15 protein-coding genes and 1 pseudogene are annotated in these 16,481 nt (G+C 41.1%); 4 read left to right on the top strand and 12 right to left on the bottom strand.

Annotated elements, in window-relative coordinates:
* Positions 1-107: 107 nt before the first annotated feature.
* Positions 108-1,094, bottom strand: coding sequence for a Gfo/Idh/MocA family protein (locus tag ACQKL6_RS10170; protein ID WP_402987529.1), 987 nt, complete (start codon positions 1,092-1,094; stop codon positions 108-110).
* 213 nt (positions 1,095-1,307) lie between these two features.
* On the opposite strand from ACQKL6_RS10170, the gene ACQKL6_RS10165 reads away from it, so the two are divergent.
* A complete protein-coding gene (locus ACQKL6_RS10165; protein ID WP_427651032.1) occupies positions 1,308-2,081 on the top strand; it encodes an SDR family oxidoreductase in 774 nt (257 codons plus the stop codon).
* Positions 2,082-2,299: 218 nt separating this feature from the next.
* Here the strand turns inward: ACQKL6_RS10165 and ACQKL6_RS10160 are convergent, their stop codons facing one another.
* The 7 genes from ACQKL6_RS10160 to ACQKL6_RS10130 all read right to left on the bottom strand — a co-directional run bounded on the left by ACQKL6_RS10160 (position 2,300) and on the right by ACQKL6_RS10130 (position 10,124).
* Positions 2,300-3,532, bottom strand: a complete 1,233-nt coding sequence (locus tag ACQKL6_RS10160) for a multidrug effflux MFS transporter (protein ID WP_402867861.1) — start codon at positions 3,530-3,532, stop codon at positions 2,300-2,302.
* The gene (locus tag ACQKL6_RS10155) at positions 3,532-4,533 is read right to left on the bottom strand and encodes a 2-hydroxyacid dehydrogenase (RefSeq protein ID WP_427651031.1); all 1,002 of its coding nucleotides are present in this window, start codon (positions 4,531-4,533) and stop codon (positions 3,532-3,534) included. Before ACQKL6_RS10155 ends, ACQKL6_RS10160 begins: the two co-directional genes overlap by 1 nt.
* 191 nt (positions 4,534-4,724) lie before the next feature.
* Positions 4,725-5,645, bottom strand: coding sequence for a ribokinase (rbsK, locus tag ACQKL6_RS10150; protein WP_402867859.1), 921 nt, complete (start codon positions 5,643-5,645; stop codon positions 4,725-4,727).
* Positions 5,646-5,659: 14 nt separating this feature from the next.
* Positions 5,660-6,673, bottom strand: coding sequence for an aldose 1-epimerase family protein (locus ACQKL6_RS10145; protein ID WP_402867858.1), 1,014 nt, complete (start codon positions 6,671-6,673; stop codon positions 5,660-5,662).
* 174 nt (positions 6,674-6,847) lie between these two features.
* Positions 6,848-8,194 (bottom strand): L-fucose:H+ symporter permease, encoded by a 1,347-nt coding sequence (gene fucP, locus ACQKL6_RS10140; protein ID WP_402867857.1) that lies wholly within the window; start codon positions 8,192-8,194, stop codon positions 6,848-6,850.
* Positions 8,195-8,293: 99 nt separating this feature from the next.
* Positions 8,294-8,959: a deoxyribose-phosphate aldolase gene (gene deoC, locus ACQKL6_RS10135; RefSeq protein ID WP_427651030.1), complete on the bottom strand. Its 666-nt coding sequence runs from the start codon at positions 8,957-8,959 to the stop codon at positions 8,294-8,296.
* 226 nt (positions 8,960-9,185) lie between these two features.
* Positions 9,186-10,124, bottom strand: a complete 939-nt coding sequence (locus tag ACQKL6_RS10130; RefSeq protein WP_402868545.1) for a sugar-binding transcriptional regulator — start codon at positions 10,122-10,124, stop codon at positions 9,186-9,188.
* Positions 10,125-10,521: 397 nt separating this feature from the next.
* On the opposite strand from ACQKL6_RS10130, the gene ACQKL6_RS10125 reads away from it, so the two are divergent.
* Entirely contained in the window at positions 10,522-11,493 is a 972-nt protein-coding gene (locus ACQKL6_RS10125; protein ID WP_402987515.1) for an MBL fold metallo-hydrolase, read from the top strand.
* Positions 11,494-11,725: 232 nt separating this feature from the next.
* Here the strand turns inward: ACQKL6_RS10125 and ACQKL6_RS10120 are convergent, their stop codons facing one another.
* Positions 11,726-12,679 (bottom strand): TRM11 family SAM-dependent methyltransferase, encoded by a 954-nt coding sequence (locus ACQKL6_RS10120; RefSeq protein ID WP_427651029.1) that lies wholly within the window; start codon positions 12,677-12,679, stop codon positions 11,726-11,728.
* Between the two features lie 205 nt (positions 12,680-12,884).
* Positions 12,885-13,976 carry a CotH kinase family protein gene (locus ACQKL6_RS10115; RefSeq protein WP_402867853.1) on the bottom strand — a complete coding sequence of 364 codons (1,092 nt, stop codon included), beginning with the start codon at positions 13,974-13,976 and terminating at the stop codon, positions 12,885-12,887.
* 152 nt (positions 13,977-14,128) lie between these two features.
* On the opposite strand from ACQKL6_RS10115, the pseudogene ACQKL6_RS10110 reads away from it, so the two are divergent.
* Positions 14,129-14,206 (top strand): annotated as a pseudogene (locus ACQKL6_RS10110) (CotG/ExsB N-terminal domain-containing protein); the annotation flags it as partial.
* Positions 14,207-14,294: 88 nt separating this feature from the next.
* Positions 14,295-14,750, top strand: a complete 456-nt coding sequence (locus ACQKL6_RS10105) for a hypothetical protein (RefSeq protein WP_427651057.1) — start codon at positions 14,295-14,297, stop codon at positions 14,748-14,750.
* 179 nt (positions 14,751-14,929) lie between these two features.
* On the opposite strand, the gene ACQKL6_RS10100 is transcribed toward ACQKL6_RS10105, so the two are convergent.
* Both ACQKL6_RS10100 and ACQKL6_RS10095 read right to left on the bottom strand, forming a co-directional pair.
* Positions 14,930-15,241, bottom strand: coding sequence for a DUF3870 domain-containing protein (locus ACQKL6_RS10100; protein ID WP_402987507.1), 312 nt, complete (start codon positions 15,239-15,241; stop codon positions 14,930-14,932).
* Positions 15,242-15,263: 22 nt separating this feature from the next.
* The gene (locus ACQKL6_RS10095; protein WP_402868543.1) at positions 15,264-16,469 is read right to left on the bottom strand and encodes an acyl-CoA dehydrogenase family protein; all 1,206 of its coding nucleotides are present in this window, start codon (positions 16,467-16,469) and stop codon (positions 15,264-15,266) included.
* Between the last annotated feature and the right edge of the window lie 12 nt (positions 16,470-16,481).

Raw genomic sequence — 16,481 nt, 5'->3', positions numbered from 1 at the left:
AATTCCTCCAACATCTGAAATTTCTATGTACTAAAAATCTACCCAAAAATAGGCATTCTGTAACATCCATTTATACGCTTTTTGCCGAATCATGTCTAATAAAATGCTTATCTTCGGTCTGCGGGAAAAACGACACCTATCTGTTTTCTAGCTTCATCCATGATTTCCATCGACCATAATGAATGGGCAAATGTATTCTTATCCGATTCCGTTTTCCCCTGCTGGATCAATTTTACAAACTCCTTCGCTTCATAATACATCGGAGGAAACTCTTGTTTAACCGAAAGACTCTCCCTTGTTCCATCACGGTAGCAAATATCCACTTCGTTCGGACTGGAAATTTTGTCGATGAGGATGGTACCTGCTTCTCCCTGTATTTCTGAAGGTTGAGTCGATTCAGTGATCTTGGAAAACATCACGATGGCTTCCATGTCATTATATGAAAGGAGGATGGTACCCTGACCGTCAACTCCTGACTCTAGTAGTGTTCCAGATGCCTGGATCTTATTCGGTTTACCGAATAGAACGACAAGCGGATAAACGGCATAAATACCTAAATCCATTAAAGAGCCGCTTGAAAACTCAGGGTTGAATGCATTCAATATGGTACCTGATTTATACGAATCGTACCGGGAAGAATATTGACAGTAACTTCCTTGGTAACGACGAACCTCACCAATTTTATGGATGTTTTCCTTTAGGCTTTCAAAACTTGGCATGATCGTTGATTTCATCGCTTCCATGAGCAGCACTTCGTTTTGCTGTGCCGCTTGTATCATTTCCCTCACTTCTTCGGCGTTCGAAGCCAATGGTTTTTCACATAAGACATGTTTCTTTTGCTGTAAAAACATGACTGCCTGGCGACTATGGTGAGAATTGGGACTGGCTATATAGACCGCATCAATCTCGGAACTGCTCGCCATCTCCTCCAAGTCTGTAAATGTATGTTTAACTCCATACTTATCTGCAAAATCCCTGGCCTTTTCTTCTGTGCGCGAATAGACCGCATTTAATGAAAAGCCTTCCACGTGTTTTGCCGCATTCAAAAAACGCTCTGTAATCCAATTTGTACCAATAATCCCATAACGTATCATTCGTTAGATTCTCCTTTTAATTAACAGACTTTGTCCTCAATATAACCAGACTTTGCAAAAAAATAAAGAAAAACGCTAAAAAATTTGGTTTATATTGGATTTTCCAATCTATTTTCCTTTATACTTTTCCTATTACTACTGACTTGATGTTTCTACATACTCCCTCATGGGAAGTACATTAAAAAGGAGCGTGTGAAATCAATGACAGAATTGATGAAGAATAAAGTCGCCATCATTACCGGCGGAGGATCCGGAATTGGCCGGGGTGCCGCCATTAAACTTGCGGAAAACGGTGCAAACATCGTTTTTTTTGACCGCACAGTTGAAAATGCCGAAAAGGTCAAGGAAGAAGTCGAAAACCTCGGACGAGAAGCTTTAATCATCAAAACGGATGTTTCCCAACCCGAACAGGTTGAGAAGGCTTTCCAGGCCGCCTTCGAGCATTTTGGAAAAATTGATTTTGTGTTTGCCAATGCTGGTATTAACGGGGTAATTGCCCCCATTGAAGATATTAAGCCGGAAGATTGGGACCAAACACTCAACATCAACTTGAAAGGAACCTTCCTAACCATAAAATACGCCATTCCCTATATGAAGGAAACAGGCGGCAGCATCACCATTAACAGTTCCATTAACGGAAACCGTTTTTTCAAGAACTTTGGTTTTTCCGCATACAGCTCATCAAAAGCCGGTCAGGTCGCTTTCGGCAAGATGGCTGCACTTGAATTGGCCAAGTACAAAATACGCGTGAATATCATCTGCCCAGGCTCCATAGACACCAACATCGACGACAATACCTATCCTGAAGATGAAAACTTGGAAAAAATCAAAATACCGATTGAGTATCCCGAAGGTTCTCAACCACTTGCAAAGAAAGCCGGAACGATTGAACAAGCAGGAGACCTTGTTTTGTTCCTTGCATCGGACATGTCCTCCCACGTTACCGGGACTGAAGTGTATATTGACGGAGCTGAATCGCTCTTATAAGAATCTAAAGACTTGAGAAGAGGCAGAAGTGTATGATTTGACCACACTTCTGCCTCTTCTTACTAAATAAAAAAAGGATTGGGCAAAGTTTTCAGTTGAACTTTTTTGTTCCCTGCCAATAGAAATTATACATAAGAGAGTGGGATTGCTTTTCCTGTTTTCTTAAAGAGCCACCCCTCTTACTTTGAACTTTTCCTATAATGGGTTGGCCACTTTCCTTATGCAACAGCTTTTCTCAAACCGCCTCGGGCGATAAATAGATAAGAGGACATGGCAATAACATGACAGCTTACCATCACGATTCCCATCGGCAGAGGTGAATCACCTCCACCAATCCCCACCAAAGGGGCCATGAGCGAACCTAGTACGAAAGGCAGAAGACCGATTAAAGCCGAGGCACTCCCTGCCGTTTTCCCCTGGTCCTGCATAGCTAATGCGAAACTTGTCGTTCCCACGATCCCGACACTCGAGACAGATAGAAATAAAGCAATTAAAATTCCCGCAATTCCAACTCCCAGAATGATGGACATGAGCAGAATAATCCCGCCAAATAACGCAAGGCCCAACCCTATTTGTAGGAGTTTTTCTTCTTTTATCTTCCCAGCCAGTCTGCCAGTTGTCTGGGATGCAATAATGATCCCTATCCCATTCATCGCAAAGATCAGGCTGAATGTTTGCGGAGAAATACCATAGATATTTTGAAGTACAAAAGGTGAACCTGAGATATAAGCAAACATAGCCGCCGTTACAAACCCTTGAGAAAGTGCATATCCCATAAACACACGATTTTTCAGTAAATCACCGAATGTACGTATTGTATTGGTTATGCCCCCTGTACTTCGTAGGTCTGGTGTGAGTGTTTCCTCTATCCCCCAAAAAGCAGCGGCAACCATAATAACACTTAGAGCAAAAATGACGATGAAAACTCCCCGCCAAGATGTAAATTGTAGCAGTTGCCCTCCTAAAACCGGTGCCAAAATCGGTGCCGCCCCATTCACAAGCATTAACATGGAAAAGAATTTGGTCAAATCCGTACCAGAAAAAAGATCGCGGACAATGGCCCGGGAAATGACAATTCCCCCAGCACCTGCAGCTCCCTGGATGAACCGTAATAATAAAAGCATTTCAATGGAGGGAGCAAAGGCGCATAGCAGAGAAGACACACTATAAATCGACAAAGAGATGATTAACGGGGTCCGTCTCCCCTTCGCATCACTCAGGGGGCCTAAATATATTTGTCCTAATGCCAATCCTAGTAAACAAGCGGTCAAACTGAGCTGAGCCAAAGACGTACTGCTTTGCAGATCATCTGCAAGTGTTGGTAGACCAGGCAAATACATATCAAGTGACAGAGGCCCGATTGCCGCAAAAGAACCGAGCATAAGTGCCATCCATAGTTTTTTTGTTGTCGGCATTTTATTGCTAGTATATATGGTTTCTTTCAATTCCATTATGAATGTCCTCTCCCTTTTTGCACACTTGTTAGTTCTGGATTCACTAGATTGCCAGGAAGGGCGCCCGTCAGGCCTGCCATCAAGTTTTCTGCAGCAAGGCTTGCCATTTTCATTCTCGTGGCGATGCTGGCGCTGCCGATATGTGGGAGTGTCACCACATTAGGTAGGGTCAAGAGAGGGTGATCTAAAGGAACCGGTTCTTCTTCAAATACATCCAAGCCGGCAGCCCAAATTTCTTGGTTTACCAAAGCCTGGTACAATGCCCTTTCATCGACGATATCGCCCCTTGCCGTGTTGATGAGTACGGCCGTCTTTTTCATTAAGGCTAATTGCTCGGCACCGATCATATAGCTAGTTTGGGAAGTGAGTGGCACCATGACACAGACAAAATCCGAAATCTTAAGGAGCTCTTCAAGTGATACAAACTCGATTCCCAACTCTTTTTCTTCTTCAAGTTTACGGCTACGATTATAGTATACAAGATTCATATCAAATCCTTTTGCCCTTTTCGCCAGGGCTTTACCGATCCTTCCCAATCCGATGATTCCTATCGTTGCGCCATGTACATCCTGTCCAGTCAACTGCATCGGGGACCATGTTTTCCATTGACCACTTTTGAGATAACCTGTCGCCTCTACCAATCTTCTGGCCGTTGCAAGCAGCAAGGCAAAAGTTAAGTCCGCTGTCGTTTCCGTCAGAACCCCCGGTGTATTCGTCACCATGATTCCTTTATCTGTCGCGCTTTGTAAATCAATATTGTTATACCCCACAGCCATGTTCGCAATGATTTTTAGGTTAGTCGCCTTCTCCATCAAGGATTCATCGATTTGTTCCGTCAACAAGCAAAATAGACCGTCAACCTCCACTATCTCTTTTTCCAGGACCTCCCTAGGAACCGGAGTCGTTTCATCTTGCCACATCGTTACCTCAAACTTTTCACTTAGGCCATTCACGATTTGGTCTGGCATTTTTCTCGTTATATACACTTTAGGTTTCACAAATAGCCCTCCTACTTACAGATTGATAGTTATGTACTTTTTACGTACATATCTACAATTTCGATAATTGAACATTAATCTCCTTCTCTACCTATTCATTTATACTTATCTTATCTCTACCCATCTCGTTCCACACGAACGTAAAAAGGGGTGTTCCAACAATTGTGGAAGCACCCCTAATACTATGATATTCAAACCTGTTTCTCAAAAAATCCCTTTAACTGGTCTTGATCTGGATAAGAGGATTGCGTTCCGCGTTTTGTTACGCTCAAGGCAGAAAATCCAGTGGCCATCTTGATGGCGTGAAGGATATCTCCATTTTTGACAAAGAAGTGGGCGAAGCATCCGATGAATGAATCTCCGGCTCCAGTAGTGTCAATGGCGGCGACTTCATATGCATCGATCCGTTCCACTTTTTCTTTTGTAACCCACATCACCCCACGGCTTCCAAGTGTCACAATAACATTTTTCACCCCTTGCTCGATAAGGGTTAAAGCTGCCTCCTGCACTTGTTGATCCGTTTCTACTGGCATCTGGGTTAAAATCTCCAGTTCCGTTTCATTAGGAATGAAGAAATCGCACTTGCAAACGTAATCAAAATTCAACTCTTTTGAGGCAGGAGCAGGATTCAATATAACCGGTATATTATTCTCCTTACCGAAGTCAATGGCACGATAAACAGCTGGTAAGGGGATCTCCAATTGAAGAATGATTAAGGAACACTTTTTCAGCTTTTCCCCCGCGTTGTCGATATCCTCGGGTACAAGATATTCATTTGCTCCTTTGATGATTAATATCCGGTTCCTCGATTGTGGGTCCACAAATATCGGTGCCACACCACTTGATGTTCCCGGGACCTTACTTGTAAATTCAGTATCTATTCCATAACGTTCTAGATTGCTAATCGTATTATCTGCAAATAGATCATCTCCGACTTTAGTAAGCATCATGACCTTAGAGCCCATTTTGGCTGCGGCCACTGCCTGGTTGGCTCCTTTTCCACCACACCCAATTTCGAAACTTGGTGCCTCGAGGGTTTCCCCTTCTTTTGGCATTTGGTCAATGTATGAAATTAAATCCACCATATTGGATCCGATAACTGCTATATCCATATTCTATTTCCTCCTTATTTCTTTCCAGTTACAATTGTAAATGATCTTTCCTCACCTGAGGCCAACTTAATTAAGCTTCCTGAATCTTGGGCTGCCAAAAACCCTTCAGGCCGGCATGTAGCGGGCAATACAAATGCTCCAACCTGCTGGTCCTCATTAAACAGTAACCATCTTGTCGCATAATTAAATTCATCCGTAGAGAACGTGGTGAAAAAAGTAGTTCCTTCCGGCGAAGTCATTTCAAAACTTGCTTCTTTCTGATGCTTACTCAATCCATCCATAAAGAAAACAATTTCCGGGTCATACATATCTGGACGGTCCAAAATCGATATAGGTTCCTTGCCTACACGGATTTCTTTATTAAAGTCCAACCACTTTTCAGTAGGTTTCACATGGTCAGGGATGGAGGCACGTAACTCAAACGCACTATTAGGAATGTTTTGCTTCATTACTGCATGATCCAGGTAGGCGTAGTTGGTATGGCACATGTATTGTAGAGGCATGTCTGTGCCAGATAAGTTTTTCACGTACATGCCCATTTCGATGTTGGCTTCCCCAGCAATCATCTTGACGCTTGGCTTAGCGATATAATGATGGCCAAACCCTTTTATGTATTCTGTCGATCCACCAATTTTCACACTATTTTCCGTAACCTCCAGCCAGGCATGGTCCATATTCGCGCAGGCCATCTCACCATGTAAGACATGATCATCCTCAGGTCCTGGACAGCCATTGCTAATCAAACCGGAATGAAAAGCAAAACATCCATATGTATCGACAATTTCATCTACTTGTTTCGGTTGAGTGAACATATTTTTCATCTTCAGTTCAATTCCATCAAAAACTAAGTCCCAAACAATTTGACCTAAATAAGGAAGAACCACCATTTTCCCACGTGAATTTGTCACTTCTATCGCTTCAACTCCAGATGGATAACGAAATAAAGTAACAGTAAACTCGGTACTTCTAAAAAATACTGTAGGGTTTTCTTTGAAGAATCCTCTTTGTAGTTCAATCGTTCCTACCATACTTATCCTTCCTTCCTTCCTTCGAATAACAGCTAACAGGGTCCCCTTAGGAAACCCTGTTACATCCAGAGTTCATTTAAGGGCCCCCTGCCTCTTTTCTTATTATGCTTACTGAGTTTGTCAAAAATGATTGCCGATATAATTGAGGACATAAGCAAAGCTCGAACCTAATTTTCAAGAAATTAATTCGCTTGTTTGTTCTGCATCCTTTTTCATGTTTGCAGACCTTTTCATTTCTCGATAAAAGTAAATGCCTATATACACAAAACATAGCATGGATACGACAAACGCATATTGCATTGATCCCAAAGTGTCTGACACTAACCCTTGAAGAGCCGGTATAACGGCTCCCCCTACAATGGACATTACTAAGATGGCACCCGCCACTTCAGTATATTGCTTATCAACTACAGCTAGAGTTTCTGCATAAATCGTGGCCCAACATGGCCCAAAAAGCATACTAACAACGATTGCCGCATATACAGCAGTCATATTCGGCACGACTGCCACGTAAGCCAATAAAGCTGATCCGAAAACTGCATAAATGACCAAGATTTTAGAAGACGAAAATCTAGCAATCAAAAAGTTTGCAATGAATTTCCCAATGAAAAATCCTATAAAACTATAAATCATAAAGTTTGAAGCAGTTCTTTCATTGATATGTGGATTTAGATGTAAGGCTAACCTGATCGTGAAAGCCCAAACCGTGGTTTGCATTCCCACATATAAAAATTCTGCGATGATTCCATTTCGGAATCGTTTATTTCCAGCCAGGTGCTTCAACGCTTTTAGGATATTTGGAGCCGGTTTAGTGCCATTTTGTTCGACTTTTTCCGGTTTGCATGTTGGAAATTTAGTGAAGAGGAATATCACCAGCACTCCGATTAGTATGAAAATCATATATTTATATGGTTCTAGTGTATGCTGTAACATCTCGATTCCAAAAGCCTGTGCTTCTGCAGGAGACATTTTGGACATTTGAACATGAAGACTTTCGCCTTCCTGGAAAACTAGATATTTTCCTAGCAAAATCCCTAAAATAGATCCAACGGGATAAAACGTTTGGCTAATATTCAGGCGGAGCGTCGCATATTGCTTGGGACCTATCATGGAACTATAGGTATTGGCTGCCGTTTCAAGGAAACCTAAACCGATTGCAATAGCAAAAAGTGCAAACAAGAACATAGTATATGTCGCCAAGTGTGACGCTGGGAAGAATAAAGAACATCCAATGATATAGAAGCATAATCCTGTTATGATGGCAAACTTATAGTTCGTCTTCTTAATAACCATCGAAGCTGGAATGGCTACCAAGAAATAGCCTCCATAAAAAGCACTCTGTACTAAAGCACTAGCGAAATCACTTAATTCGAACACACTTTTGAACTGAGTAATTAATATATCATTCAAACTAGCTGCCACTGCCCACATGGAAAATAATGTGGATAAGAGAATGAATTGTAGAATAGGAGTCCGATTAAGGTATCCATCCGACAGTTGAATTATTTTTGTCTTTGCCATTTTTGTAATCTCCTTATTCAAGTAAGAACCCCTACTGATATTTACCCACTAATGAGTCCAATTGCATTCGGTTTTCAAACGAGGGACTAGCTATCTAAATTAATAGCCTCCATTAACGGCTTCCCCCTGCATGATTTTGACACCTGAGCTCGCGCCAATACGAGTAGCTCCCGCCTTAGCCATCTTTTCTAAATCGTTTTTATCCCGAATTCCTCCAGATGCCTTTACACCTAAATTCGGTCCAACGACCTTTCTCATTAACATTACATCTTCGACATTGGCACCTCCCGTAGAAAATCCGGTGGATGTTTTAACATAATCAGCTCCAGCATTAACGACCAGCTGACATGCACGGACCTTTTCCTCTTCTGTCAATAAGCATGTTTCAATAATCACTTTCAGAAGAGCTTTTCCATGTGCAGCATTAGCAACCGCTCTCATATCAGCTTCAACTGCATCATCATTACCAGCTTTCAAGAGGCCAATATTGATTACCATATCTACTTCTTCTGCGCCGTTTGAAATAGCGTCTTGCGTTTCGAATACTTTTACTGCTGTAGTAGACGCGCCTAAAGGAAATCCAATGACTGTACAAACTTTTACGTCACTTCCCTTTAATTCTTTCGCTGCAAGTGACACCCATTGTGGATTCACGCAAACGGAAGCAAAACCGTATTCCTTGGCTTCTTCTGCTAATCTAACAATCTCCTTTTCAGTTGCGTCAGCTTTCAGTAGTGTATGGTCAATTAATTTAGCCTTATTCATTTTTAACGGCCCCTTATCCTATTATTTTTCACTATAATTTTTTATCTTTTTTGATTTTTCAATAAGAAAAGCGCTTTCACAACCAAATAATACCACGGTGTGGAACATATGTAAATTTTAATTTGAAATTTTGTTCAAATATTTTTACAACCTATTCAACTAAATGTTTATAGACATAAAAAAATAAGGTCAGCGCTTTTTAGGCGCCAACCATATATTCTTTCTTTTAACACTCTAATAGAGCTTTAGCCGTGAATTGATCTGTAATGAGGGTATTAGCATATTTTCCCACTAACGCTGCCTGGATGGCTTTGATCTTATCTTCGCCTCCAGCAACTAAAATGCTTCTTTCTTTCTTTTGCAATTCTTCTAAATCAATGCCCACCGTGCGGCTATTAATAACTTCATTACAGATGTTCCCCTCTTCATCAAAAAAACGAGAACAAATATCACCTACAGCCGTACGTTGGAGATCAGCTTTCTCCCCTTCACTTAAATAACCAAGTTTAAAAAGTAAAGCATCATCTCTGACCGTACCGACCGTAAATAATGCAATATTCGCTTGTCTACCCATTTCGATGATCCGTTCTATATGCCGATCTTCCTCAACCATCTGCTTAAGTTCTGGCTTATCGAAAATAACAGGTAAAGGTAAATAGCGGGTGACCGTATAATAAGCTTCGGCAAATAGATTGGCAACTTCAGCCGCGTAAGTAAGGCTATACGAATGGCTTACACCGCCTTTTAGCTGAACTACTTCTACACCTTTCACTCGCTTGCTTTTAAGTTGTGAGGCCACTGAAAACAATGTGGTACCCCAGGTAATGCCGATGATATCTCCGTCTTTTACGATTTTGTGTAAAAATTCGGCGGCAGTCCGCCCGATATGCTTAGTTATCTCCTCATACTCATTAAGTGGGGAATATGAAACGCTTACATGATCCAATCCATACCGTTCCTTTAACTGTTTTGAGAGTTCGTCCACATCTTCTAACGGGTCTTTAATGTGTATACTTACGTAGCCCTGCTCCTTCGCATATTGCAACAACCTAGAAACCGTTGGTCGCGACACGCCAAGGCGTGCACAAATCTCTTGTTGACTATAATCCGATTCATAGTATAGTCTTGCAGCCGCAATACTGAGCCTTTGTTTATCTTGATCCATACATGCCCTCATTTCTTCTGTCATTCCGATTATCACCTTTTAGTTTACATGGAATAATGCCCATCCAATCTGTTAAATTAACCATATACTAAAACTTGCATGGCGAGAAGATTAATTTACATAAAAATATAAAAAAGGTAAATTTAGTTATAGAAAAAAATCCACCAGTACGATAAGCGATTCAGGAAAATTATCTTGCTATTATAATATAAATGTTTCATTTTTCAGAATTTACTTTAAATAAAACAAATAGTAAGCTAAAGGTATAACTATCGTTTATTAATAAATTGAACTTTAAGGATCGTTCATTCATTTATAAGCTTGAGTGATTCATTGATACAGCATAAATGAATAAACCTTCCTTCCAAAAGTTCATTCATTTCAGGGGGAACAAGGGATGCTCATGAAAAACCGGTCAACACTTAAGATTCACCCAGTTATAGCGCCAAGTGCACTCGCATTGAAAAGTATAAACTTTTATTTAGTGGAACAGAATGAGTCCCTTACGCTGGTGGATGCTGGCATGAATGATGATGTTTGTTGGGACGCTTTACAACACACATTAGAGGAAAATAGCCTAAAGCTTGAAGATATTACAGAGATTCTCCTGACCCATCATCACGGGGATCACGTGGGACTCGTTAACCGTATCACTGAGCCTCACCCGATTCCTGTTTATGCTCACTCTAAATCCATACCAAGGTTAAAGCGAGATCCGGATTTTCTTAGCATGAGGATTGAGTTCTATAAACGACTTTACGTTCAGATGGGCTGTGGGGAACTTGGAGATAAACAAGTGGCCTATTTATTCAATGCCGTCAATAATAACAAAGATCAAAAAATCAATAGTGAAATCATCGAGATTAAGGAAAACCAATTATTAAATTTTGAAGTGATTCATTTTCCCGGTCATGCACCAGACCAAATTGCCTTTCTTGATAAAAGCGAGAACCGACTTCTTGCTGGAGACTTATTAATTGAACATATCTCTAGTAATGCATTGGTGGAGCCCGATGAAAACGGCCAAAGGATGCGGACTCTAGTAGACCATATTGAATCGTTGGAGCGCTGTTTGGCATTAGGGGTGGATATCCTTTACCCTGGACACGGAAACATCATCTATCAAGCAGGTCCATTAATAGAAAAAAGGCTCCGTAACATTGAAACAAAATCCAAGAAAATCCTCGCTTTAATTGAAGCTGGAATAACAACAGGGAATGAGTTAGCAAAAAACTATTACAAAGAAAAATATTTAAAAGAGTTCCCACTTGTCATGTCGGAGATCATCGGACATTTAGATTACTTGGAGTACCAAGGAAAAATCGACAAATACTCTAGTGGAAATGTGATTCACTATACCGCTAGATAAGGGTAATATCCTGGTCATCCGGTCTTGGCAACCTAGAGGCTATGCCATCGAACGCAAGGATTTGCTTCACACAAAACAGCCGATAAGCACGATGATTTCGGTCGTTTTCGATTGATGGCTAAGGAATAACAGACATATAAAAAAGGAAGAGTATGCACCACTCTTCCTTTCTTATCTATTAACTTTAATAGACAACTTGATTAGGGATACTTCTACATATCCAACGAGGCTTTTATACACACACCACAATTTGCCTAGAAAATACACCTTTTTTCGCTAGACAACGATCCGCAATTTCAAAGCCCGCTTCATGAATCATATCATCCATCGTATCGATGGTTACTACAACCACCTTGTCCGCAAAACGACGAGCATGTTTTAGAATCGAAAGTTGGTCTTCCGGCGTTGCATGTGTATAAAGATTATACGGCATATCTATAATGGCCACGTCATAGTGCTCCATAACCTCTGAAATCGGTCCTGTTGTAACATCGCCTTCCAGTCCGAAGAAAGCAATATTTTCCCTTGACCCATCCGTGACTAGAGGGTTGATGTCACGGCCAACGATATTGATTCCCATGGATAATGCCTCCACCAATACCGTCCCGATTCCGCAACATGGATCAATGGCTTTTACCCCCTCTGGATGTGGTACCGCAATATTGGCAATCGCTCTTGCGACCCGGGTACTAAGTGCCGTTGAATACTCACGGGGTTTCTTCAAATGGTGTAACCAAACCGGTTCGGGTTTGACGAATTCCCCAAAGTACCAACGTCCTTCGAATGGCACAATCCCATAAGTTTGATCTGGATTGCGCACATCTGCCTTACTCTGGATATGCCAGCCAATTTCCCTCTCAATGGCACGTTGTCCATCATAATCAATTTTGTCTTCTATATTCAAATCATTTATTTTAATAAATAGGACTTTAAATGTTGAATCGGTAATTGGAAGTTGCTTTACCTGTTCAACGATTTCAGATATGCTTTCCCCTTCGTACATAATATCGACACGTCCCTTGATAAAAGGACTTCTGCTCGGATCAATTTTGATGTCACTTTTTAAAATATTGACTTCGGTCTTACAACCAAAGAGCGAACGCGTTTCCATATTACATAATGAACGTTCGTCTGGAGTGCACGTAAAAGTATATATATACGCCGGTATACGGCTTTCATTGTTCAAACTATTCCCATCCTTCATCACTTAAGATTATATCTTTCTATCAAACATAGCCGTAAGTGGATAGAAATGCAAATGAAAAAAATAGCAGGAATACTGATTTTTCAGTGTTCCTGCTATTTTAATAAATACGTTACCATTCCACTTGCTGTAAGAATGGAAGGTGGAAAATAACCTTGCCTAACCCCAACGAATTCACACTATTCATTTAATCTAACTTATGCAATTGACTACGAATATATTTTGCCCGAGCCTCTATATATTTTAAAATAAAATTAGGTTCATTCTCAAATGCCTCGATATTGTCCCGGACATATCTATCTCTTGGCATATACGGTTTGATCAGGCTATGCATTTCATGAATGATGGGTTCCATATACCTCACGTTAAACTGGTTATTCATAATCTCTTTTAGAAGACTTTGATACCGTTTACGGAATGCAGCTATATCAAGAATTCTTGCGGTCAATGTATTGAAGCCTCTGATTCCAACATAATCTTCTTCCATCACTTTACCATTTACATCCCTGCCCCATGTCGCATCGTAATCCCAAGGGATGATTTCGAAAAGTCCCGTTTCTCCATTCCGGTATAAAGCATAATTATGGACAAATCCATCGTAATTCTGTGTAAAAACGACACCTGCCAACCAGCGGAGATACTTTTCTACATTGACGTACTTTCCAATTTCCTTCTCAAAATCCGCTCTTGGTATCGTATTGATTTTTATGATTAGCTCGTGTAAGTACAAATCATCCTGAGCTGTCCCACATTTTCTTTCATACCCGATATCCAGGGATTTCTTAACTTCCTTATCCAAATCACTCATCAATGAAAAATTGGCATCGCCATCCACTGCATAAAAAATGGATCCTTCAGGCAAATTGCTGTTCCTCAAGTAATGTTCATCCACAGATTCCAATTCTAAATAAATCCCTTCATCCTTTCCATTAAGATTAAGGAAAACGAATTGGGACCTCGGTGATAAAGTTCCGATATCTGCGAAAAAGTCTAAAGATAGTTTATTCCTCAGCAGAGATTTATCCTTATATTCAGCATTCAGATGAACTTCTTTAGCCTTTCGGTACATACTCGGTTTATAAAAAGCCACATGATAGGACTTCTTCCGGAAACCCCGGATGTGGGAGCCACGATAAACGATATCGACATCCAATTTTTTCTTTTCTATCGATAATTTTGCAGGGACGGGGTCATTACTCCAAATATCCCTACGAAGCTCGATTAAGTTTACAGGGGGAATAAAAAGATGGTAAACCGGTAGATTCTTGTCAGTATTCATTAAAACCTTCCCTTTCATTTTCATTTTACTTTATGAAAAAAAACGAAGGATGCCACTAAAGCCATCAATTTATTTTGGAAATATGTGTGTTTACCATAAGCACTTTTCGTACAAGCCGCATATTTTAGCTAGTGAAAAGGGGGAATGAATGTATGTCAACTAAATTTAAAGAAATTCAAAAAGCGGTGGAAATGGTGAATTCGTTTGGGTTAGATGAATTCCTATTCCAAGACCCACGTTCAAAAAACCGGTCATCACGGAAGAAGAATAAGAAAAACAAGAAAAATAATAAAAAGCGTAGTACTAGACGTTCAACTCGTGGTACCCAACGCCGCACTAGCCGGAACCGCTCTACTTGTGGTACTCGTCGTCGTACTAGCCGGAATCGCTCTACTTGCAGCACTCAACGTCGCACTAGCCGGAATCGCTCTACTTGCAGCACTCAACGTCGCACTAGCCGGAATCGCTCTACTTGCAGCACTCAACGTCGCACTAGCCGGAATCGTTCTACTTGCCGCTCTACACGTCGTTCTAGCAGAAATCGTTCTACTTGCCGCTCTAACCGTCGTTCTAGCCGGAACCGTTCTACTTGCCGCTCTAACCGTCGTTCTAGCCGGAACCGTTCTACTTGCCGCTCTAACCGTCGTTCTAGCAGAAATCGTCGTTCCACTAGGAACCGCAGATTCCATGGCAAAGGTTCTTTCGATTTCCACAAGAACTGGAAATGGAAATTCTGATTACAGGCAATTAATCAGAAGTAATATAGATCATTGAGACCCATTTTTGAAAGGTGATAGATTTTTTATCACCTCTTTTTACATAGTCATACAGCTCCATGAATGTTTTATATGTAGCTGAGTGAAAGCATGAACCTAAACATTGAATGTGCCATACCCTTACATTAAAAAAGATGGATTCACCAGATTACTAACCTGGAAAACCCATCTCATTCCTTATTTAACGGAGATCAATTCGAACTGAACATAAACATCTTTCAGACCTGCTTGAATGGCTTGACCTGCCTTCCCCCGATAATACAATTGCACGCGTTCAATCAATTCATCAATTCCATCATTTAAACAATAACCACGAAGTAACTGGCGGATGAATTCCCTGCCATGTTCTGTAGCAAGCGTACAGGAGGCATCGACAATTACGCCATATTTAAGGTCCAGTTCTACCGTAATCGTGATGGAGTCATAGAGATTTCTTGCCGCCATACCTTGTGGGAGTTTAGCATGCCCTGCAATAAAATATGTGTTCATCATCTGATCTCCTTATTTGTAATTAATGGACAGAAACCTGCTCAAATGGCCATGCAGGCAATTGCTTGCGAAGTTCTTTATCCTGTCTGTATCCCAATGCATATTCTCCTTGCATGACCGTATGGATTTCTCGTGTTCCTTCATAAATGACCGGAGCTTTTGAATTCCTTAGGAACCGTTCCACTGGATATTCATCTGAATAACCATAGGCTCCATGGATCTGCACCGCATCATTCGCCGCTTCATTTGCTGCATCACATGAAATCCATTTAGCAAGTGACGTTTCTTGTGTATTTCGTTTTCCTTGATTTTTTAAAGTCCCCGCTTTAAAGACCAACAATCTTGCAATCTCTAAATTCGCCGACATTTTGGCTATCATCTGTTGTACAAGCTGATGCCTGCCAATCTCTTTACCAAATGTACTGCGCTCATGGCAATACTTTAAGCTCGCTTCCAAACTTGCGCCAATCAGGCCTACTGCGCCGGCAGCTACCGTAAACCGTCCATTGTCCAAGGCAGACATGGAAATTTTAAACCCTTCCCCTTCTTCGCCCAACCTATTGGCAACCGGAACCTTGACATCCGTTAAAAAGACTTCACCTGTATTACCGGCACGAATCCCTAACTTTCCTTTGATCGCTTTCGATTCAACGCCATCAAACGTACGCTCAACGATAAACGCCGTAATTCCTTTGGACCCTAGGTCATGATCCGTTTTCGCAAAAATGAGGAAATGGTCCGCATAATCGCAAAGAGAAATCCATGTTTTTGATCCATTTAAAATGTAATAATCACCATCTCGTTTAGCCGTTGATTTCATGGCTGCAACGTCTGACCCAGCATTAGGCTCAGTGAGGCCGAAAGCACCAATCTTCGTGCCTTTTGCTTGTGGCACTAAATACTTCTGTTTTTGTTCTTCGGTTCCCCACTGCAACAGTGTCATGCTATTTAACCCGGTATGTACGGACACCGCAGTCCGGTAAGCCGTGTCGCCACGCTCCAATTCCTCACACACGATGGCGAGTGTATTATAATCCATGCCGACTCCGCCATATTCTTCAGGAATGCACACACCCATCAATTGCAATTCAGCCAATCTCTTTAAAATATGTGGTTGAAACTCTCCTTGTCGGTCCCATTCTTGAATATATGGAATGATTTCCTTATCAACAAATTTCCTTACCACTTTTTTTACACTTTTCTGTTCTTCTGTTAATTCGAAATGCATCATCTAAATTCC

Source organism: Peribacillus sp. NPDC097197 (genome assembly GCF_050278025.1).
GTDB lineage: Bacteria > Bacillota > Bacilli > Bacillales > DSM-1321 > Peribacillus.
The sequence above is the reverse complement of the archived record's forward strand: the minus strand, read 5'-3'. Positions and strand labels throughout refer to the sequence as shown.